Origin of the sequence: Paracoccus salsus (genome assembly GCF_021556615.1) — a bacterium.
GTDB classification, from domain to species: domain Bacteria; phylum Pseudomonadota; class Alphaproteobacteria; order Rhodobacterales; family Rhodobacteraceae; genus Paracoccus; species Paracoccus salsus.
The window spans coordinates 34,229-52,159 of the sequence record NZ_JAKGGD010000009.1 but is presented as its reverse complement, the minus strand read 5'-3'; the positions used below and the strand labels follow the sequence as shown (position 1 = coordinate 52,159).

Below are 17,931 nucleotides of genomic sequence, written 5' to 3'. Positions count from 1 at the left end.
ACTGTTGGGGATAAGGCGTAACAGTTCGCATATCCGCGAACAAGCGGATTGACAGGGAGAGCAAGCGATGAACCGGCCATGTCCGCCGACGGTGTGACCTTCGGCCAGGCGATTTCGAAGGCCCGCAAGGGACTCGGTCTCAGCCAGAAGGAGCTCGCAGCGCGCGTGATGAAGGAAGAGGGCGGCGGGTCGATATCCCCGCAGTACCTCAACGACATCGAGCACGATCGACGCAGCCCCAGCTCGGGGCACCTGATCCGCCAGTTCTCCGGCATCCTGAACATCCCGGAGGACTACCTATACGCACTCGCAGGCCGGCTACCGGATGATCTGCGGCCGGATGCGTCCACTCCGGACAAGGTCGTCGAGGCCTTCGCCAATTTCAGGAAGACGTTGAAGGAGTAAGGAGGTTGGCATGGTGAAGATGATCCGTGACAACACGGGCCGCTTTGCCGAGCGACCCTTCTACGAGGCGCGGGATCTCGACAATGAATGCGAGCGACTGATCCGGGACCTTCTGCTGAAGCGCCGCGGGACGGTCGACTACCCCGTGGCGACCGACGACCTGACCGTGCTGATCGAGATGCACGGTGCGGACCTCGACCCTTACGCCGACTTGTCCGCGTATGGCGCCGATGTCGAAGGGGTGACCGAGTTCTTCCCCGACCGCGGACCGCAGGTCTCCATCTCGGAACGCATCGCGGCCGACGAACGGCGCGAGAATCGCTTCCGCACCACGCTCACCCATGAGTTCGGACACGTGAAGTTCCACGGGCCTCTCTGGGCGCAGAAGTTCGCCAACGGCGACCTGCTCGAGCGCGGCGTGAACGCCAACAAGGCGATCTCCAAGCGCGACAACATCCTGGACGCCCCGCAGTCCGACTGGATGGAATGGCAGGCCGGCTATATCAGCGGCGCTCTGTTGATGCCGGTCACGCCGGTCCATCGCCTCGTTTCCGACTACTGCAGCCCGCGCGAGCTGCATGGCGATATCCATGTTTCGACAGAGCATGCCGCGCGGCTGATCGAGATGGTCACGGAGCGGTTCGCGGTCTCCGAAGATGCCGCCCGCATCAGGCTGTTGAAGCTGAACCTGATCACTTCGACACACGGACAGCCCTCGCTTTTCGGCCGTTGATCGCGAATCCGCGGAAGCGCGTATTTTTTCGATTGACTCCACTCTGGCGCGATATACGCTGATTAGCAGATCAGCCGATACATGGAATCACCAGAAAGGAGATCATGGTGACTGCACTGTCCGCCTTCCTTCGCAAGACGCCCGGCGAGGCGCTGCGCGAATACTTCGACCGGCCGGAGATCGGCCTGCCCACCGAGTTCGACTGGAGCGTGCCGGAGGCCGAGCTGTCGAAGCCGCTTCTCGGCGCCATCGAGAAGATGTCCCGCGTTCAGCGTGACCGAATTTCGAACGACGCCGAGCGCGTCCATGCACTGTCCGACGAGCCGGGGCAGGCCGCGATCTACAGCGTTGCGGACGATCCCGCCTTCCTCGACGGGCTCGCGAACCCGCATGCGCGCTCGCTCTGGATGTTCCTGAATGCGCAGGACCGGTTCCGCCATGCCGAGGAAGTTCGCTTCACCGAGGACCGCAGGCGCGGCCGGATGTGGGCGGGCTACATGACCGACGCGGGCTGCGTTGTGCAGCGCGATGCATCGGCCCGTCACGCCTTCATCTCCGCGATCAAGGAGTTCTCGGGCGCCGCCCATGCCCATGTCGACATCTTCGACCGAGTTAGGACGACCCATGAGGGCGACGAATGCGACCTCGTGCAGGTGACGATCTACCGCGAGGGACGGCCCGACGATTTGCTGCGCTTCGACGACAAGGGGTCTCTCGTGCGGCAGGCCTATCGTCCCGTCTTCGAGGCCGCGGTAACCTATGAGCCCGCGACCGGCGGCATCGAAGTGATCGCCAACGACAAGGCGACGCGGGGCGAGATCGTGAAGGCGACGGTCACGCACCTTCTCGGCATCGCGTTCAAGGAGAACCGTCTGCCGCTTCGGTGCTACGACCTTTCCGTGCTGCTGACGCCGTACGACTTCCCGGTCGACCCGGAGGACGGGATCGAAGGTGTCGAGGTGCGCGAGCTGCGCCTCATGCCGATCGACGACAGCAGCCGAAGGGTCACACTGGAGAACATGGCCCGTGCGGACGGTACCATCTGGTCTATGGCGGACGAGATGTTCCAGGAGCGCACGCCCTTGCGCGACGGTTTCGTCATCACGCGGGCCAAACTGGCGGTGAAGCTTGCCAAGCGCCCAGGGGGCGACCGCCGGCGCACCCTCACGCTGTCGATCACTTGGCCCCACGGCTGCGACCTGAAGGATCGCACCGCGACCGAGCAGATGATCGGCGAGAAGTACCTGCGGCGCTGGGGGATCCTGGTCGATGACCTGCAGCTCTTCGAGGATTGATCTCGCCGCCCGCCGGCTGCTCTCGTCCATCGCCGGGACCCGCGATGCGCGGGTCTCGGCCATGGCGCTGGCGCATATGCGCGGCGCCGGAAAGACACTGATGGATACCGGACTGCTCGTGCAGCGCGGCGGCGCGATGTCCGTCGTTGCCGAGGACGATCTGGACGACACCCCGACGTCCGTCATCGACCACCCGATCACGGACCAGCATGGGCATCTCGGCAACGCGGCCTGGCACGACGAACAGGCGAGCGCCCGCCGCCGGGTCTATGCGTTGGACATGGGAGCAGCAGCTCGGCGGGTGGTCGCCCGCCTCGACTGCTCGCTCGGAAAAGACCCGGTGCCGTACCTCCACGGCGCGGTGCTGGACTTCGGGACAGCGCGACTGCCGAAGCGAAGGGCACGTGTCGGGATCTGGGTCGCTCGCCGTCTTACGACACCGGCCGTGTTCCAGGAGTTCCGCCAGCTCGTTGCGCGCCGCCCGGCCGACGGGCTTCGTGTGGTCCTCTTTCTCGACCCTCCGGATCGGCATCGCTTCCGCTTCATCCGGGGCCATGAGTTCGTCGCGTTGGCAGACGTGGTCGATCATGAAGATGGTCTTGCAGTCGCCCCGGAGGTCCTGACCGCCCGCCTGCTGAAGGGCCCGTCGCACAAGGAACCCGTCTGGGTCTCCGGCGACGGCGGCGTGCTGATCGTGCATGGCAAGTGGCACGAGTTCACCGGCGGCAAGCAGAAGATCGCCGTCGCCATGCTCGCCGAGGCTTGGCTGGACCGGGATCCGGTGCTGCCCGTCGCGCGCATCCTCGAGGAGGCCGAGTGTGGTCCTTCCGTGAAGCGAATGAAGAACCTCTTCGACGGCCACCCCACGTGGCAGGAAGTGATCCGGGAGAGCGGCTCCAGCGCCTGGCTCGAAGTGTGACGGCAGAAGATCGATCGCATCGGCTGTGCGGTGCGCCGCTGATGTCACCATTATGGTGCGCCAATGGCTGTATAACACATTGAATTTCATCATCTGTCCATGCACTGTCTAGCAACTGGCCATATAGTGTCCATTCCCCCTTCAATGTGGAGCGTCCATCTTGCCGTCACACAACACACGGAGACGATCCATGACACTTAACGGCGATAGGTTGCGTTCCCTGCGGGCTCAGAAGGGCCTGTCACAAGGGGATCTAGCCAAAATGAGCGACGTCCACCCCAAGACTATTTACAGGGCCGAGAATGGAAGCCCAGTTGATCAAGAAACCGCGGCGTTCATTGCGGATGCGCTGGGTGTTCCGGCGCAAAGCTTGCGCAACGAAGACGCGCCTGCGCACTCCGACACGCCCGGAGAGGTGATCCACTTGCCTTGCCGTTCAGGCCGGCGTCTCGTCGAGAAGATGACTGAAGTCTTCAACTTCACGTTCGAGCTTGATGTGGAGCCTACCGGCGCGAATGTCGACGCGGTCGAGGCGTTTCAAGAGGTTCTCAAGCACATGCTGCGGGATCCGCGCAATGCGGAAGCCCACAGGGAGGGACGCCAGACTGACTTGCGCCTTGCTGCCGAGGCCCAAGATGCGATCGCGGCGCTCACCGAACACGGGCTCATCGCCTATCTCGGCGTCTTTTCGAGCTACCAGGAGCTTGATCGAGTACTGATGAACGATGGTGACTATCACGCGCCTGGGCGCATCGCTCTCGATTGCGTTCTCCACGCCCACGTCGTGATTTCGGAGCAAGACGTCAGCCACCTCCGCCGCGTACATGACGCGCACATCGAGAATCAGGACCCCAGTGTCTTGGAGGGTGGGACTGCGATATTCCGCGGCTGGCGAGTGCAAGACTGGCCCGATGCGGTCTTCAATGTGGATTGACCTGCTCGCGGAAGGGTCGGTTCAAGCCGGTTCGCCAACGTGAAGTCCCGGATGGCTGGTCCCCTCCGAGCAACCCGATTGCTGATTTGTAGCGTGGTTTGCGCCGAGCGAAGCGCACAGTAAAGGCTAGAAATCCACGATATCGAAGGCCTGCAGGCGATCACCTGCGGGCCTTTTCGTCTTCGGGCACCCCGATCTGCATTCCTCCCGTCTCCCCTCCCACCGCCCTCCCGATCTCCTCCCCTCGCACACCCCAGTCTCGTTCGCAGGCATTCGGCCAATCGCGAAGGAGACGACGATGTCAGTCACGCATCTCAACCAGGTCGAGCTGGCGGCTCGATGGAAGATCAGCCCGCGCACGCTGGAGCGCTGGCGTTGGACCGGTGAGGGCCCCGCCTTCATCAAGATCGGCGGCCGGGTCGTGTACCGGCTCGAGGACGTCGAGGCCTACGAGGCCAACCGGCACTGCTCGAGCACGGCCGACAAGCCCGCCGTGAAGCTGGCGTGAGGGGACGGCCATGACGATCCCCAACCGCATCACCATCGACGATCTTCCCACCATGCCGGTCGGCGAGATCGCCGCGCTGCCGGGCGACCAGCTGGTGCTCCTGAAGCAGGACGCCGATGAACGGCTGCGCTCCGCGAAGGCCCTCTGCGACTGGCTCGATGGCGCCATCGCGCTGAAGTACGGCGACGAGGCGCAGGCTGCGCGCCGCATAGAGGGCAAGGACACCGGCACTGTCAGGCTGCAGGACGGCCAGGTCACCGTGGTCGCGGAGCTGCCGAAGCGTGTCGATTGGGATCAGGCGATTCTCGCCGGTCTGGTCGAGCGCATCCGGGCGGATGGCGCCCATCCCGCCGAGTACGTGGACATCGCGTTCAGCGTGCCCGAGCGCAAGTACAACGCCTGGCCCAAGGACATCCACCAGGAGTTCGAGCCCGCGCGCACGGTTCGCACCGGCAAGACCAAGTTCCGGCTGCTGCTCGGCAAGGAGGTGCGCTGATGGCCATCTCGCTCGCATCCCTGCGCACCTCGACGGTGCTGAGCCCGCCGCGCGTGCTGATCCACGGCGTCGCCGGCATCGGCAAATCCACCTTCGCCGCGTCCGCCGACGCGCCCGTGTTCATTCTCACTGAGGACGGTCTCGGCAAGCTGCAGGTGCCGCACTTCCCGCTGGCGACGAGCTACGCGGAGGTCGCCGAGGCGCTCGACGCCCTGCTCGACGAGGACCACCCATATTCGACGGTGGTGGTCGACAGCGTGGACTGGCTGGAGCCGCTGATCTGGGCCGAGGCCTGCCGTCGCAACGGCTGGCAGTCGATCGAAAGCCCTGGCTTCGGCAAGGGCTACGCCGAGGCGCTGACCATCTGGCGCGAGTACATCGACAGGCTGAATGCGCTCCGCGACCGGAAGGGCATGGCGGTCATCCAGATCGCCCACACCGACATCAAGCGTTTCGACAGCCCCGAGCACGAACCCTACGACCGGTACGTGATCAAGCTGCAGGCCCGCGCGTCCGCGCTGCTGCAGGAGCACTCGGACGTCGTGCTCTTCGCCAACTACCGGATCTCGGTCAGCAAGTCCGACGTCGGCTTCAACAAGAAGGTGACCCGGGCGCTCGGGTCCGGTGCGCGCGTCATGCACACCGAGGAGCGCCCCGCCTTCCTCGCCAAGAACCGCTACGGCCTGCCGGAAACCCTCCCGCTCGAGTGGTCGGAGTTCCTGGCCGCCATGCCCCAATCCGCCTGATTACGACTGAAAGGACAGCACGATGGCACGTTTCGAAACCGCCTTTGACGCCGCCGGCATCGAGCCCACCACCGCCTACGAGATCCTGCCCGCGGGCAAGTATCGCGCCCAGATCGTCGAGAGCGAGATGCGCGTCACGAAGAACGGGATGGGTAAGTATCTCTGGCTGATGCTCGACATCCTCGAGGGGCCGCAGCAGGGCCGCAAGGTCTTCGACCAGCTGAACCTGGTGAACGCCAACCCGACCACCGTGGAGATCGCGCAGCGCACGCTGTCGGCGATCTGCCACGCCACGGGCAAGCTGCAGGTGAACGACAGCGAGGAGCTGCACCTGATCCCGCTGACGATCCAGGTCGGCGTGAAGCCCCCGAAGGACGGCTACGGTGAGCGCAACACGATCCGCTACCTGGTGCCGGAGGCCCCGGCGCAGGCGACCCCGCCGAAGCCCGCCGCCACGCAGCCGGCCAGCGCGCCCGCGCAGTCGGCGCCCGCCCGCCCGGCCACCGCACCCTGGAACCGCAAGAGCTGACGCCCTCGGCCGCCGCGGGCTGAGACCTGCGGCGGCCAGGACATCGCCAGACCCGAGAGACAGATCATGACCAACATCACCGACGCGGCCTGCGTGGCCGCGAACGCCCCCGGCTTGCCCGACGACACCCGGCGCCTGATCGAGATCGAGGACGCCATCGCGAAGATCCGCACGCAGATCGCGACCGCGGATCTGGCGCGGCAGCGGACGGCGAAGCCGATCGACCCCGACTGGTTTCACCGCGCGCGCACGGCGCTGCGCCACCTCAATCGCGAGCGCGCCGAGATCGTCGCCCGTCAGGGCGGTCGCCGCCGGCGCGAACGGCTCAAGGACATAATCATCGCCGTCCTGCGCGAACGCCACGACAACGCCGCCTGGACGGCGGTGATGGCGGAGGCGCGGGCGCGGCTCGAGCGGGAGGAGGCATGCTGATGGCCGAGCTTCCCGAACCCCCGACGCCGACCCTCTCCGCGATCTACGCCTCCTACGAGGCGCGGCAGGGCGACGGCTTCCGCGACCACCTCGGCGCCTCGCTGATCGGCAAGTCCTGCACGCGCGCGCTCTGGTACGATTTCCGCTGGGCGACGCCCGCGCGGCACACCGGCCGCATCCTGCGGCTATTCGAGACCGGCCAGCTGGAGGAGGCCCGGCTCGTCCGCGACCTGCGCGCCACCGGCGCGACGGTGCTGGAAGTCGATCCCGAGACCGGGCGGCAGTTCCGCGTCGAGGCCCATGGCGGGCATTTCGGCGGCTCGCTCGACGGTGTCGCCCTCGGTCTGCTCGAGGCGCCGAAGACCTGGCACGTCGTCGAGTTCAAGACCCATTCGGCGAAGAGCTTCGCCGAGCTCGTCGCCAAGGGCGTCGCGCTCGCCAAGCCCCAGCACACCGCACAGATGCAAATCTACATGCACCTGACCGGCATCACGCGGGCGCTCTACGTCGCGGTCTGCAAGGACACCGACGCGCTGCACATCGAGCGTGTCCTGGCCGATCCCGAGATGGGTGAGCGCCTGCTTGAAAAGGCGCGGCGGATCATCTTCGCCCAGCACCCGCCCGAGCGCATCAGCGCGGATCCCGCCTGGTTCGAGTGCCGGTTTTGCGACCACCACGGGCTCTGCCAGGGCGAGGATGCCGCGGCGGTCACCTGCCGGTCCTGCCTGCATTCGACGCCTGTCGAGGGCGGCTGGCACTGCGCGCGCCACGACCGGCTGCTCGACTCGGCCGACCAGCGCCGCGCGTGCCCCCGGCACCTGTTCATCCCCGATCTCGTCCCCGGCGAGGTGAGCGACGCAGGCGAGGACTTCGTCTCCTACCGCATGCGCGACGGTTCGGCCTGGACCAACGACGCCCGCGAAGAGGAGGCCGCCGCATGCTGACCCTGCGCCCCTACCAGCAGGCCGCGATCGCCTCGATCTACGGCTATTTCGAGAAGGAGAGCGGCAACCCGCTCGTCGTGATCCCCACCGCCGGCGGCAAGAGCCTCGTCATGGCCGCCTTCATCGACGGCGTGCTCAAGGCCTGGCCTGACCAGCGCGTGCTGGTCGTCACCCATGTCCGCGAGCTGATCGCGCAGAACCATGCCGAGATGCTGGGGCTCTGGCCCGAGGCGCCGGCGGGCATCTACTCGGCCGGGCTCGGTCGCCGCGATGCGCGGGCCCGGATCCTCTTCGCCGGCATCCAGTCGATCCACGACAAGGCGACGCGCATCGGCCATGCCGATCTGGTGCTGATCGACGAGGCCCATCTGATCCCCGGCCGGTCGAACACCATGTATCGCCGCTTCCTCAATGACCTGCAGGCGATCAACCCCGCGCTCAAGGTGATCGGGCTGACGGCGACGCCCTTCCGGCTCGACAGCGGCATGCTGCACGAGGGCGAGAACGCGCTCTTCACCGACATCGCCTACGAGGTGTCGGTCCGCGACCTGATCGATCAGGGCTATCTCTCCCCGCTGATCTCGAAGCAGACGAAGACCCGCCTCGACGTGACCGGCGTGGGATCGCGCGGCGGCGAGTTCATCGCGCGTGACCTCGAGGACGCGGTCGACCAGGACGCCATCACGCGTGCGGCCGTGGCCGAGGTGATCGCCCATGGCGAGACGCGCCGGTCCTGGCTCGCCTTCTGTTCGGGCGTCCGCCACGCCACCCATGTCGCCGAGGAGTTCCGCCGCCGCGGGGTCAGCTGCGCCACCATCTTCGGCAAGACGCCGAAGGACGAGCGTGACGCGATCATCGCCGCCTTCAAGCGCGGCGAGATCAGGGCGCTGGCCTCGATGGGCGTACTGACGACGGGCTTCAACGCGCCGGCCGTGGACCTGATCGCGATGCTGCGGCCCACCAAGTCGGCCGGGCTCTATGTCCAGATGGCCGGTCGGGGCACGCGGCTCGCCGAGGGCAAGGAGAGCTGCCTCGTTCTCGATTTCGCGGGCAATGTCCGCCGGCACGGCCCCATCGATCTCGTGCGGCCGAAACGGCCGGGCGGTCCGGGGGACGGGCCGCCGCCCACCAAGATCTGCCCGAAATGCGGGACCATCGTGGCCATCGCCGCGCTCGAATGCCCCGACTGCGGTTTCGAGTTCCCCGGCCGCGAGGTGAAGCTCGAGCCGACCGCCTCGACGCTGGAGGTGCTGTCCACCGGCAAGCCGCAATGGGTCGGCGTCACCGACGTCACCTTCAGCCGCCACGAGAAACGCGGCGGGCGAGTCTCGCTGAAGGTCACCTACCGCTGCGGGTTCGCCTTCCACACGGAATGGGTCTGCTTCGAGCACGAGGGTTATCCGCGCCGCAAGGCCGCGAGCTGGTGGCGCGAACGGGCGCCCGAGGTAGAAGTGCCCGAGTCCGTCGACGAGGCGCTCCTGCTGGCGGATCGGCTGCGCCGCCCCACCGAGATCGCCGTCCGCCCTGCGGGCCGCTTCACCGAAATCACCGCCTACAGGTTCGCCCCATGCCTTACAGCCGTGCCGGGCTCTGCGCCGTCTGCCATCGAGAACCCCGCGGCTGGGGCTGGTTCGACGCGCGCTTCCGCGTCTCCGATCCGCGGCGCGACACGAGCCGCAGAGACCTCTGCAGCCGGGTTTGCCAGGACATCTGCCACCGGAGGTCGGGCATGATCGATCCGACCCCCAATGAGACGGCGGCCATGGTCGAGGGCGGAAAGGCCGGCGGCGCCTATCTCGACAGCCTCGGCCGGACCGATCTCGCCCAACTCAGCGAGGAGGAGTGGGACACCTTCGTCGAGGTGATCGTCACCGGCTACTGCGATGCCTTGCGTGAGATGGCGGCGAAGGACCGCGCGCGGCTCGACGGCATGATCCCGGAGGTGCCCTTCTGATGGCGGACACCTCGTGGATGGCGCGCGTGGGCGCGCGTCTCGTGACCAACGGCTACGCGATCCTGCCGATCGCGCCCGGCACCAAGAAACCCGGCCAGTTCGCTCGCGCGGCCTGGCACGACTACCCGCAGTGGAACCGGCATGCTTGCCGCGCCACGACCGAGCACGAGGTCGCGACCTGGTCGACCTGGCCTAGCTGCGGCGTCGGGATCGTCGGCGGCGCGGTCGCCGCGCTCGACATCGACGTCGCCGAGGATGGCGAGCTTGCGCTGCGCATCGAACGACTGGCCCGCGAGCGGCTGGGCGACACGCCCGCGCTCAGGATCGGCAAGGCACCGAAGCGGCTGCTGGTCTATCGCACGCGAGAGCCCTTCGCCGGGATCCGGCGCGCGCCGCTCGAGGTTCTGTGCCTCGGACAGCAGTTCGTGGCCTATGCCGAGCATCCCGACACCGGCCAGCCCTATGCCTGGCCGGACGAGGGGCTTGCGGATCTCGACATCGAGAGCCTGCCCGAAATCGACGCGGAAAAGGCGGCGGCCTTCCTCGACGAGGCGCTGGCGCTGATCCCGCCCGATCTGCGCCCGAAGAGCCTCGGTGCGAAGGCGGCGAACGGGGCCGGGCATCCGTGTCTGCCGGCCCACGCACAGGCCGGCACGCTGGCGGCGATCCGGAGCGCGCTGGCGTGGCTGCCGAACGCCGAGCTCGACTACGACAGCTGGATGCGCATCGGCATGGCGCTGAAGGGCGCTCTGGGCGAGGAGGGCGCGACGCTCTTCGGCGACTGGTCGGCGCAGGCGGCCAAGAACGACCCGGCCGCGACGGCGAAGGCTTGGGCGAGCTTCAAGCCCGCGCGGATCGGCGCCGGCACGATCTATCACCTCGCCATGGAGAAGGGCTGGCGTCCCGATCCAGACCTGCTGCTAGACGGCAGCCAGAAGGTCTGCGCGGGCGACGACCATCCCGCGGCCGGCCTCCTCGCGCGGCTCGCCCAGCCCGAAGCCCCGATGCCGATCCTCCCGCCTGCGCCGTCCTTCACGCTGACGATCCCGGGCGGGCTCGTGGGCGATCTCGCGCGCTACATGATCGACACCGCGCGCAGACCGCAGCCGCTTCTCGCGGTGGGCGCCAGCCTCTGCGCCCTCGGCGCGCTGATGGGGCGGCGCTACCGCACGACAACCGACCTGCGCACGAACCTCTATATCGTCGGCATTGCGGACAGCGGCTCGGGCAAGAACCACGCCCGAGAGGTCGTCAACGAGCTGTTCTTCGCGGCGGGGCTGGCGCACCACCTTGGCGGCAACAAGATCGCCTCCGGCGCGGGGCTTCTGACCGCGCTCCACCGTCAGCCCGCGATCCTGTTCCAGATCGACGAGTTCGGCATGTTCCTCTCGGCGGCGGCCGATCGGAAGCGCAGCCCGCGCCACATCACCGAGATCCTCGACAACATGACCGAGCTTTACACCGCGGCCAGCGGGATCTTCCTCGGCGCGGAATACGCCAACCGGGACGGCTCGAACGAGCGGCGCGACATCGTGCAGCCCTGCCTCTGCGTCTACGGCACGACGACCCCGCTGCATTTTTGGGGGGCGCTGCAGGGCGCCAACGTGGTGGACGGCTCGCTCGCCCGGCTCATCATCCTGCCGAGTGAGGAGGACTATCCGGACGAGAACCGTAGCGCCGGGCTCCGGAGATTGCCCCGGCCGCTGATCGAGGGCCTGCAGCGGCTCGCCGAAGGCGGCGGCCGGGCGAGCGGAAACCTCGCAGGCCGGACTTCCGGTCCCGAGACCGCGGTAGACCCGATGACCGTGCCGATGGACGACGAGGCGCAGGCGCATTTCGACGCGCTTCGCGACGAGATCACTGCCGAGCTCCGGGCCGCGGCCGGCACGTTCCACACGCCGATCCTCGCCCGGATCGCGGAGAACGCGGCCAAGGTCGCGCTCGTCCTCGCTGTGGGGCGGGATGCGGTCCAGCCCGTCATCGGGCTCAAGGATGCCATCTGGGCGATCGATTTCGTGCGCCATTTCGCCCGGCGCACCATCGACGCCGTCGAGCGCCACGTCGCCGACACCGAGACAGAGGCGCATCTGAAGCGAGTGCGCGAGATCATCCGCAAGGCCGGGTCGGCAGGCGTCACCAAGTCCGAGCTGACCCGCGCCTCGCAATGGCTCCGGGCGCGCGACCGCGATGACATCCTGCTCACGTTGGTCGAGAGCGGTGACATCGTCACGGTGGAGCAGGAGACCGGGGGTCGGAAGGCCATGCGCTTCCGGGCGCTGCGGTGAGGGCCGGGACGATGCTTCCTTCAACGGCCCCCATCCTTCATTTGAAGGAAGTACCCGCCCAAGCCTCCGTCCTGGAACGGAAATCCGGCGCGGCGGACTTCTTTCAATATTTCACGCAAGGACCCTCGCGCGCGTGGATGGGAAAGGGTGCCACACCCACACCCCATGAAATAACTGAAATATTGAAAGAAGAGATTTATCCGCATTCTGCCAATGGCTTGCGGCCCCACTTCCTTCAAGCGGACGGGGTGAAGCCATTGAAGGAAGTGCCGGGCGCTCCCGGCATCGACAACGTGACCGTGACCAAACCTCGCGATCCCGGTCCGGGCGCGCGTGCTGCCCTCACCAGGCAGCCGTGGCGCCTCGGCCTCTCACTCGAAGAGGAGGTCGTCATGGACCGCTCCCCATACATCGCCCCGGCGCCTCTCACGGCTGCTGGCAATCTCGACCGCTGCATTCTCGCGCGGGATCTCGGCACCAGCACCGGCTGGGCGTTGCGCTCGGCCGAAGGGCTGATCACCAGCGGGACCGCGAGCTTCAGGCCCGGCCGCTATGACGGTGGCGGTATGCGCTATCTGCGCTTCACCAACTGGCTGACCGAGATCGATCGCCTGTCCGGGCCGATCGCCGCGATCTGGTTCGAGGAGGTGCGCCGCCACGCCGGAACCGATGCGGCCCATGTCTATGGCGGGCTCATGGCCACGCTGACAGCTTGGGCCGAACTGCGCGGCGTGCCATATGCCGGCGTTCCGGTCGGCACGATCAAGCGTCACGCCACCGGAAAGGGCAACGCGCCGAAGGAGGCGATGATCGCGGCGGCCCGCGCCCGAGGCTTCAGCCCTGCCGACGACAATGAGGCGGACGCCATCGCGCTCCTGCTCTGGGCGATCGAGACGAACGGGGGTGTCGCATGAGGTGGCATCCCAAGGGCTACGGCGGCCATCGCCGGGATCCGGAACAGGTGAAGCGCGAGGGCTGGCGCGAGCAGGGTCTGCTCGCCGTCTCGCTCGAGGACGCGCGTCTGACCTGGCCGGAACGCGAGCTCGTCCGCCAGCTGGGCGAAAAGCTCTATGGGCCGCACCCCTCCGACGAGGGAGGGCGCCATGGATAAGTGGACCCCGTCCCTCGTCGAGGCACGCCTCGCTGAAGCGGCCTTCGTGCTCAAGCGCCTGCCCGAGCCGCGACGGCAGGGCTACTTCAGCACTTGGCCCGAGATCGTCCACTCCTTCGCCGACAAAGTGGGCCAGGAGCCGAAGCCCATGCGGGTGCTGCCCTCGCCGCAGGCGATCAGCCGGATGGAGGAGACGCTGACCTGGACCGCCTGCCTCGACCCCGTCGACGGCAAGATCGTCTGGATGCGCGCCCACGGCGAGCGCTGGAAGACCATCTGCTGGACGGTCGGTCTGCAACGCTCGGCCGCCCATCAGCACTGGCTCTACGGGCTCTGCGTCATCTCGCTGAGGCTCAACCGGCGGCGGTTCAACCGCAACCTGTCGAAGCGGCGCGTGATCGAGCTGGCCGGTGGCGCGTAACCCTGCGCGCCAGAGGGGAAGGTGTGCGGCGGACAGTTTTCGACGGGACAGAAAACCGGTTCAGGGGCTAGGTTCGGGATAAGCTCGGGAGAGGCGCGCGCGGCGCGGTCCCGAACGAAACCATCCTTTCGTTGGCGGGGTCCGTTGGAAAAGGAAAGGCGCTAATCCTTTCTCTGCGGGCCGCTGTCCGCCCCCGCCACGCCCTTTCGGCCGAGTTCACGGGTCCTTCCTGGCGATATTCGTATGCTGGCGGGCGAAGCGCGGGACTTCGCCAGCGACAGGGCCGGATTTTTGGGAAGCCACCCGGAAGCCTGACCACCCGAAACCCGCGCAAACCCCAATGAATGCTGGCCTTCGGGCCGGATACCCCGGACGCCGCTGGACCCCGCATGGAGTCCAGCGCGGCATCCGGTGTCTGGAATCCGGCCAGCATCCACCATCACATCGGAAACCACCCGACCATGACGCTGAACTTCGCCCCCGAGCGGATCGAGATGTGGCCGCTGGCCAAGCTCCAGCCCTACGCGAAGAACGCGAAGGCGCATGGCGCGGACCAGGTGGCGAAGATCGCCGCCAGCATGGCCGAGTTCGGCTGGACCGTGCCCTGCCTCGTGGCCGAGGACGGCGAGCTGATTGCGGGCCATGGCCGGGTGCTCGCCGCGACGCAACTCGGGCTGACCGAGGCCCCGGTCATCGTGCTCGGGCATCTGACCGAGGCACAGCGGCGGGCTTACCGGATCGCGGACAACAAGCTGACGGAGCTGGGCACCTGGGACGAGGCGCTGCTGTCGGCGGAACTGAACGACCTGCTGGCCGAGGATTTCGACCTGTCGCTGGTCGGGTTCTCCGATGGCGAACTCGACAAGCTGCTGGCCTACGTCGCGGAAGACGACGGTGAAGAAGGTGGCGCCGGGGGCTCCTTGCCGCCGGTGACCATCCCCGAACCGCCGCGCAACCCGGCGTCGCGCACCGGAGATCTTTGGATCCTCGGCGACCACCGGCTGCTCTGCGGCGACAGCACCAGCGCGGCCGACGTGCGCCGCCTGATGAACGGCGAGCGGGCGATCCTGTTCGCGACCGACCCGCCGTATCTGGTGGACTACGACGGCTCGAACCACCCGACCCGCAACAAGGATTGGTCCGCGTCCTACGGGACGACATGGGACGACAGTTCGCAGGGCGCGGAGCTCTATGACGGCTTCATCTCGGCGGCCGTCGCCGAGGCCATCACCGAGGATGCCGCCTGGTACTGCTGGCACGCCTCGCGCCGCCAGGCGATGCTGGAGGCCTGCTGGGAAAAGGCCGGCGCCTTCGTCCACCAGCAGATCATCTGGGTGAAGGACCGCGGGGTGCTGACCCGCTCGCATTACCTGTGGAAGCACGAGCCCTGCTTCATGGGCTGGCGCCGTCCGAACCGTCCGCCGAAGGTGGCCGAGCAGACACTGCCGTCGACCTGGGAGATGCCGTCCTTCGCCAAGGACGAGCGCCCCGACCATCCGACGCCGAAACCGCTCGACGCCTTCGGCATTCCGATGCGCCAGCACGTCGCCCGTGGCGGCCTCTGCTACGAGCCGTTCTCGGGCTCTGGCTCGCAGATCATGGCGGGCGAAGCCAACGGCCGCCGCGTCTTCGCGATGGAGATCAGCCCCGCCTATGTCGATGTGGCCGTGGAACGCTGGCAGGCCGAGACCGGCAAGGACGCGATCCTTAACGGCGACGGGCGGACCTTCGCACAGGTGAGAACCGAGCGGCTGGGCGACGGCACCGATACGCCGGACACGGACGCCGAACCCGAACCCGCGCGAAAGCGCAAGACCGCCGCGTGACATGCATGACCTGGCTTTACCTTCCTCCGGACGCGCTTCCGGAGACGCAGACGCATGCCTCTTCGGCCTCTCCCTCTGCTCCGGCGCGGGCGGTCTCGACCTCGGGCTCACCATCGCTATCCCCGGATATCGTGCTGTGGGCCATGTCGAACGGGAAACCTACGCCGCAGCCACTCTCGTGGCGCGGATGGAAGACGCGTCCCTGGATCAGGCTGTTGTCTGGGACGATGTTGGAACCTTCGACGGCCGCCCGTGGCGCGGCGCGGTGGACATCGTCACTGCGGGCTATCCGTGCCAGCCGTTCTCCGTCGCGGGCAAACGCCGGGGCGCGGACGACCCGCGCCACCTCTGGCCGCATGTCGCCCGCATCATCGGCGAGGTCGAGCCGCCCTTCGTCTTCCTCGAGAATGTCGCCCATCATCTCCGCCTCGGCTTCCCCGAAGTCGCCAGCGGACTGGTCGGCATGGGCTACCGCCTTGCGGCAGGCCTCTTCACGGCGGCGGAAGTCGGTGCGCCCCACAAGCGCGAGCGCTTGTTCATCCTCGCCATCCGCGAGGGAGACGACCTGGCCGACCCCGCGCGCTTGCTCCGGCACCCGTTCGAGTGGCGGGAACCGGACGGAGCTCCTGCGGCTCTGGCCGACACCGAGGGCCAGTGCGAACGAGAACCGGCAGACGAAGCCGACCCCGTCGCAGGCAGCGGGCCAGCACGGCATGAACCTGGCGACGACGGCCGCGCTCTGGCCGACGCCGCAGACCGACAGTTTTCGCAGCCGGGGTGGCGAGCGGAAGGACGAAAAGGGTCTGGACCGCATGGCGCGGGACTGGCCGACGCCAATGGCGAACGACGGCTGCAAGCCGAGCGCGGGAAACCGCCGCTCGGCCGACCTGACCCATTCGGCGGGGCTGTGGATGACGCCGACGGCACGCGATCACAAGGACGGGGCGACGAGCCTTGCCAACACGCCGGTGAACGGTCTGCTTGGCCGCCAGGTCCTGGTGACGCCATTGGCTGGGCCGAGTACCTGCGATACGCGCCGGACCTTGAACCCGCTGTTCGTCGAGGCGCTGATGGGCTGGCCCACCGGGTGGACCGGCTTCGCCTCTGTGGCAACGGAGTGGTCCCGCTGGTTGCGGCGCATGCGCTGCGAACTCTGGCGGCTGAATTGCTGGCCGATGGATGAGGTGGCGGCATGAAACAGTCCCGCCTCATGTCGCTGGTCGAGTCCATCGCCAACGTGGCTGTCGGCTACGGCGTCGCGGTCGTCACGCAGATCCTGATCTTCCCGGTCTTCGGGCTGCACGCGACGCTGGCGCAGAACCTCAAGATGGGTGCGGTGTTCACCGTGGTGAGCATCGCGCGGTCCTACGTCCTGCGGCGGCTGTTCGAGGCGGTCCGGATGCGGAGCGCCAAATGATCGACCGCCGCCCCGGAGGGACGGCGGCCATCAAATTTTCGGGGTCCGGTGCGTCAGGCGGCGGGGAGTCTGTACACGCGCCCGCGCCCTTCGACCTTTTCGGAGGTGACCTCGAGCCCGAGTTTCTTCTTCAGCGCGCCGGACATGGCGCCGCGCACCGTGTGCGACTGCCAGCCCGTTTGGGCGACGATCTCGTCGATGGTCGCGCCGCCCTCTGCGCGGAGCATCTCGATCAGGGTCTCCTGCTTGGTGCCCTTCCGGCGCTTGACCGGGGCGGTCGGCGTTTCGGGCGGCGGCGTCTCGCCCGGTTCGTCCGTGATCCCGAGGTTGCTGTAGGCCAGCGGGGTGGCGCGCAACGTGATCGGGCCGCGCTCCTCGTCGTGCCGCCAAACCGTGTTGAGATCCGTGGCGGCGATTTCCTCGATCAGGCCCTGCTTCAGGAGGCTCTTGCAGACGTTGCCGACGGCGCCGCCCTTGAGGCTGGCGGTGACAGGGAAGACTGCCCCGTCCCCGCGCGCGCAGGCGGTGGACAGGATGACGGCTTGGGCGTCGGAAACCTGGATCTGGTTCATGGGGTCGTCTCCGTGCTCGAGGCCCGCGTCATGCGGCGCCTTCTACGACCCCGAGCCGCGCGGGGCGCGCGGCGGGAGTTCCGGCGGTGCCGGAGATCAGCGGGCGTGTTCGCCCTCGCCGAAGGCGCTGTCGGTGATGCGCTTCAGCAGGCTGGCGTAGTGTTCGAGGGTGCCGACCATCGCCCAGCCCACCTCGTCGGGGGCGCAGTTGAAATGGTCGTCGCTGAGCGCCTGCAGGCGGGCAAGCATCTCGTCGATCTCGGCCTTCTTGCCGATGAAGGCGGCGAGTGCCGCCTCCTTGTTCCGGCGCGCCTTCTCGACGCGGAGTTCGTGGCGCGGGGTGGTGATCGGGTTCATACGGGTGGCCATCGGGGTGGCTCCTTGGTGAGTTGCATCGTCCTTCT

Annotated in this window: 22 protein-coding genes and 1 pseudogene; 21 read left to right on the top strand and 2 right to left on the bottom strand. The window is 67.5% G+C overall.

Annotated elements, in window-relative coordinates:
* Positions 1-78 precede the first annotated feature (78 nt).
* From L1965_RS15045 to L1965_RS14945, 21 genes and pseudogenes are all read left to right on the top strand, one after another.
* Complete coding sequence (locus tag L1965_RS15045) at positions 79-405, top strand: helix-turn-helix domain-containing protein (protein WP_130992038.1); 327 nt, start codon at positions 79-81, stop codon at positions 403-405.
* A gap of 10 nt (positions 406-415) precedes the next feature.
* Positions 416-1,138, top strand: coding sequence for an ImmA/IrrE family metallo-endopeptidase (locus L1965_RS15040; protein ID WP_235757257.1), 723 nt, complete (start codon positions 416-418; stop codon positions 1,136-1,138).
* A 104-nt stretch (positions 1,139-1,242) separates the two neighbouring features.
* A complete protein-coding gene (locus tag L1965_RS15035) occupies positions 1,243-2,433 on the top strand; it encodes a hypothetical protein (RefSeq protein WP_235757256.1) in 1,191 nt (396 codons plus the stop codon).
* Positions 2,408-3,352 carry a hypothetical protein gene (locus tag L1965_RS15030; protein ID WP_235757255.1) on the top strand — a complete coding sequence of 315 codons (945 nt, stop codon included), beginning with the start codon at positions 2,408-2,410 and terminating at the stop codon, positions 3,350-3,352. Before L1965_RS15035 ends, L1965_RS15030 begins: the two co-directional genes overlap by 26 nt.
* 190 nt (positions 3,353-3,542) lie before the next feature.
* Entirely contained in the window at positions 3,543-4,286 is a 744-nt protein-coding gene (locus tag L1965_RS15025; RefSeq protein WP_277882980.1) for a helix-turn-helix domain-containing protein, read from the top strand.
* Between the two features lie 298 nt (positions 4,287-4,584).
* The gene (locus L1965_RS15020; protein WP_021096360.1) at positions 4,585-4,794 is read left to right on the top strand and encodes a helix-turn-helix transcriptional regulator; all 210 of its coding nucleotides are present in this window, start codon (positions 4,585-4,587) and stop codon (positions 4,792-4,794) included.
* A 10-nt stretch (positions 4,795-4,804) separates the two neighbouring features.
* Positions 4,805-5,290, top strand: a complete 486-nt coding sequence (locus L1965_RS15015) for a hypothetical protein (RefSeq protein ID WP_235757253.1) — start codon at positions 4,805-4,807, stop codon at positions 5,288-5,290.
* Positions 5,290-6,036, top strand: coding sequence for an ATP-binding protein (locus L1965_RS15010; RefSeq protein WP_235757252.1), 747 nt, complete (start codon positions 5,290-5,292; stop codon positions 6,034-6,036). Before L1965_RS15015 ends, L1965_RS15010 begins: the two co-directional genes overlap by 1 nt.
* Before the next feature lie 22 nt (positions 6,037-6,058).
* Positions 6,059-6,565 (top strand): DUF669 domain-containing protein, encoded by a 507-nt coding sequence (locus L1965_RS15005; RefSeq protein WP_235757251.1) that lies wholly within the window; start codon positions 6,059-6,061, stop codon positions 6,563-6,565.
* 66 nt (positions 6,566-6,631) lie between these two features.
* Complete coding sequence (locus L1965_RS15000) at positions 6,632-6,997, top strand: hypothetical protein (protein ID WP_235757250.1); 366 nt, start codon at positions 6,632-6,634, stop codon at positions 6,995-6,997.
* Positions 6,997-7,941: a PD-(D/E)XK nuclease family protein gene (locus L1965_RS14995; protein ID WP_235757249.1), complete on the top strand. Its 945-nt coding sequence runs from the start codon at positions 6,997-6,999 to the stop codon at positions 7,939-7,941. The genes L1965_RS15000 and L1965_RS14995 overlap by 1 nt, the downstream gene beginning before the upstream one ends.
* Positions 7,935-9,674, top strand: a complete 1,740-nt coding sequence (locus tag L1965_RS14990; protein ID WP_235757248.1) for a DEAD/DEAH box helicase — start codon at positions 7,935-7,937, stop codon at positions 9,672-9,674. The genes L1965_RS14995 and L1965_RS14990 overlap by 7 nt, the downstream gene beginning before the upstream one ends.
* The gene (locus tag L1965_RS14985) at positions 9,671-9,895 is read left to right on the top strand and encodes a DUF6511 domain-containing protein (RefSeq protein ID WP_235757247.1); all 225 of its coding nucleotides are present in this window, start codon (positions 9,671-9,673) and stop codon (positions 9,893-9,895) included. Before L1965_RS14990 ends, L1965_RS14985 begins: the two co-directional genes overlap by 4 nt.
* A complete protein-coding gene (locus tag L1965_RS14980; protein ID WP_235757246.1) occupies positions 9,895-12,180 on the top strand; it encodes a PriCT-2 domain-containing protein in 2,286 nt (761 codons plus the stop codon). The genes L1965_RS14985 and L1965_RS14980 overlap by 1 nt, the downstream gene beginning before the upstream one ends.
* A gap of 11 nt (positions 12,181-12,191) precedes the next feature.
* Positions 12,192-13,094: a crossover junction endodeoxyribonuclease RuvC gene (locus L1965_RS16250; RefSeq protein ID WP_439332098.1), complete on the top strand. Its 903-nt coding sequence runs from the start codon at positions 12,192-12,194 to the stop codon at positions 13,092-13,094.
* Positions 13,091-13,291, top strand: coding sequence for a hypothetical protein (locus tag L1965_RS14970; RefSeq protein WP_235757245.1), 201 nt, complete (start codon positions 13,091-13,093; stop codon positions 13,289-13,291). The genes L1965_RS16250 and L1965_RS14970 overlap by 4 nt, the downstream gene beginning before the upstream one ends.
* Positions 13,284-13,712, top strand: a complete 429-nt coding sequence (locus L1965_RS14965) for a DUF6362 family protein (protein WP_130992050.1) — start codon at positions 13,284-13,286, stop codon at positions 13,710-13,712. Before L1965_RS14970 ends, L1965_RS14965 begins: the two co-directional genes overlap by 8 nt.
* Positions 13,713-14,173: 461 nt before the next feature.
* On the top strand, positions 14,174-15,538 hold the full coding sequence (locus L1965_RS14960; RefSeq protein WP_235757260.1) for a site-specific DNA-methyltransferase: 1,365 nt from the start codon (positions 14,174-14,176) through the stop codon (positions 15,536-15,538).
* Position 15,539: 1 nt separating this feature from the next.
* Positions 15,540-16,046 (top strand): annotated as a pseudogene (locus L1965_RS14955) (DNA cytosine methyltransferase); the annotation flags it as partial.
* Between the two features lie 205 nt (positions 16,047-16,251).
* Positions 16,252-16,734: a hypothetical protein gene (locus L1965_RS14950; protein WP_235757262.1), complete on the top strand. Its 483-nt coding sequence runs from the start codon at positions 16,252-16,254 to the stop codon at positions 16,732-16,734.
* Positions 16,731-16,955 (top strand): DUF7220 family protein, encoded by a 225-nt coding sequence (locus L1965_RS14945; protein WP_235757244.1) that lies wholly within the window; start codon positions 16,731-16,733, stop codon positions 16,953-16,955. The genes L1965_RS14950 and L1965_RS14945 overlap by 4 nt, the downstream gene beginning before the upstream one ends.
* Before the next feature lie 53 nt (positions 16,956-17,008).
* Here the strand turns inward: L1965_RS14945 and L1965_RS14940 are convergent, their stop codons facing one another.
* Both L1965_RS14940 and L1965_RS14935 read right to left on the bottom strand, forming a co-directional pair.
* On the bottom strand, positions 17,009-17,527 hold the full coding sequence (locus L1965_RS14940; RefSeq protein WP_235757243.1) for a DUF3489 domain-containing protein: 519 nt from the start codon (positions 17,525-17,527) through the stop codon (positions 17,009-17,011).
* 96 nt (positions 17,528-17,623) lie between these two features.
* The gene (locus L1965_RS14935) at positions 17,624-17,896 is read right to left on the bottom strand and encodes a hypothetical protein (protein ID WP_235757242.1); all 273 of its coding nucleotides are present in this window, start codon (positions 17,894-17,896) and stop codon (positions 17,624-17,626) included.
* Positions 17,897-17,931: the final 35 nt, after the last annotated feature.

Bases quoted from the DNA above. Each gene is read 5' to 3' on its own strand.
- L1965_RS15045 (WP_130992038.1), top strand. From the start codon at position 79: ATGTCCGCCGACGGTGTGACCTTCGGCCAGGCGATTTCGAAGGCCCGC.
- L1965_RS15040 (WP_235757257.1), top strand. From the start codon at position 416: ATGGTGAAGATGATCCGTGACAACACGGGCCGCTTTGCCGAGCGACCC.
- L1965_RS15035 (WP_235757256.1), top strand. From the start codon at position 1,243: ATGGTGACTGCACTGTCCGCCTTCCTTCGCAAGACGCCCGGCGAGGCG.
- L1965_RS15030 (WP_235757255.1), top strand. From the start codon at position 2,408: ATGACCTGCAGCTCTTCGAGGATTGATCTCGCCGCCCGCCGGCTGCTC.
- L1965_RS15025 (WP_277882980.1), top strand. From the start codon at position 3,543: ATGACACTTAACGGCGATAGGTTGCGTTCCCTGCGGGCTCAGAAGGGC.
- L1965_RS15020 (WP_021096360.1), top strand. From the start codon at position 4,585: ATGTCAGTCACGCATCTCAACCAGGTCGAGCTGGCGGCTCGATGGAAG.
- L1965_RS15015 (WP_235757253.1), top strand. From the start codon at position 4,805: ATGACGATCCCCAACCGCATCACCATCGACGATCTTCCCACCATGCCG.
- L1965_RS15010 (WP_235757252.1), top strand. From the start codon at position 5,290: ATGGCCATCTCGCTCGCATCCCTGCGCACCTCGACGGTGCTGAGCCCG.
- L1965_RS15005 (WP_235757251.1), top strand. From the start codon at position 6,059: ATGGCACGTTTCGAAACCGCCTTTGACGCCGCCGGCATCGAGCCCACC.
- L1965_RS15000 (WP_235757250.1), top strand. From the start codon at position 6,632: ATGACCAACATCACCGACGCGGCCTGCGTGGCCGCGAACGCCCCCGGC.
- L1965_RS14995 (WP_235757249.1), top strand. From the start codon at position 6,997: ATGGCCGAGCTTCCCGAACCCCCGACGCCGACCCTCTCCGCGATCTAC.
- L1965_RS14990 (WP_235757248.1), top strand. From the start codon at position 7,935: ATGCTGACCCTGCGCCCCTACCAGCAGGCCGCGATCGCCTCGATCTAC.
- L1965_RS14985 (WP_235757247.1), top strand. From the start codon at position 9,671: ATGATCGATCCGACCCCCAATGAGACGGCGGCCATGGTCGAGGGCGGA.
- L1965_RS14980 (WP_235757246.1), top strand. From the start codon at position 9,895: ATGGCGGACACCTCGTGGATGGCGCGCGTGGGCGCGCGTCTCGTGACC.
- L1965_RS16250 (WP_439332098.1), top strand. From the start codon at position 12,192: ATGCTTCCTTCAACGGCCCCCATCCTTCATTTGAAGGAAGTACCCGCC.
- L1965_RS14970 (WP_235757245.1), top strand. From the start codon at position 13,091: ATGAGGTGGCATCCCAAGGGCTACGGCGGCCATCGCCGGGATCCGGAA.
- L1965_RS14965 (WP_130992050.1), top strand. From the start codon at position 13,284: ATGGATAAGTGGACCCCGTCCCTCGTCGAGGCACGCCTCGCTGAAGCG.
- L1965_RS14960 (WP_235757260.1), top strand. From the start codon at position 14,174: ATGACGCTGAACTTCGCCCCCGAGCGGATCGAGATGTGGCCGCTGGCC.
- L1965_RS14950 (WP_235757262.1), top strand. From the start codon at position 16,252: ATGAACCTGGCGACGACGGCCGCGCTCTGGCCGACGCCGCAGACCGAC.
- L1965_RS14945 (WP_235757244.1), top strand. From the start codon at position 16,731: ATGAAACAGTCCCGCCTCATGTCGCTGGTCGAGTCCATCGCCAACGTG.
- L1965_RS14940 (WP_235757243.1), bottom strand. From the start codon at position 17,527: ATGAACCAGATCCAGGTTTCCGACGCCCAAGCCGTCATCCTGTCCACC.
- L1965_RS14935 (WP_235757242.1), bottom strand. From the start codon at position 17,896: ATGGCCACCCGTATGAACCCGATCACCACCCCGCGCCACGAACTCCGC.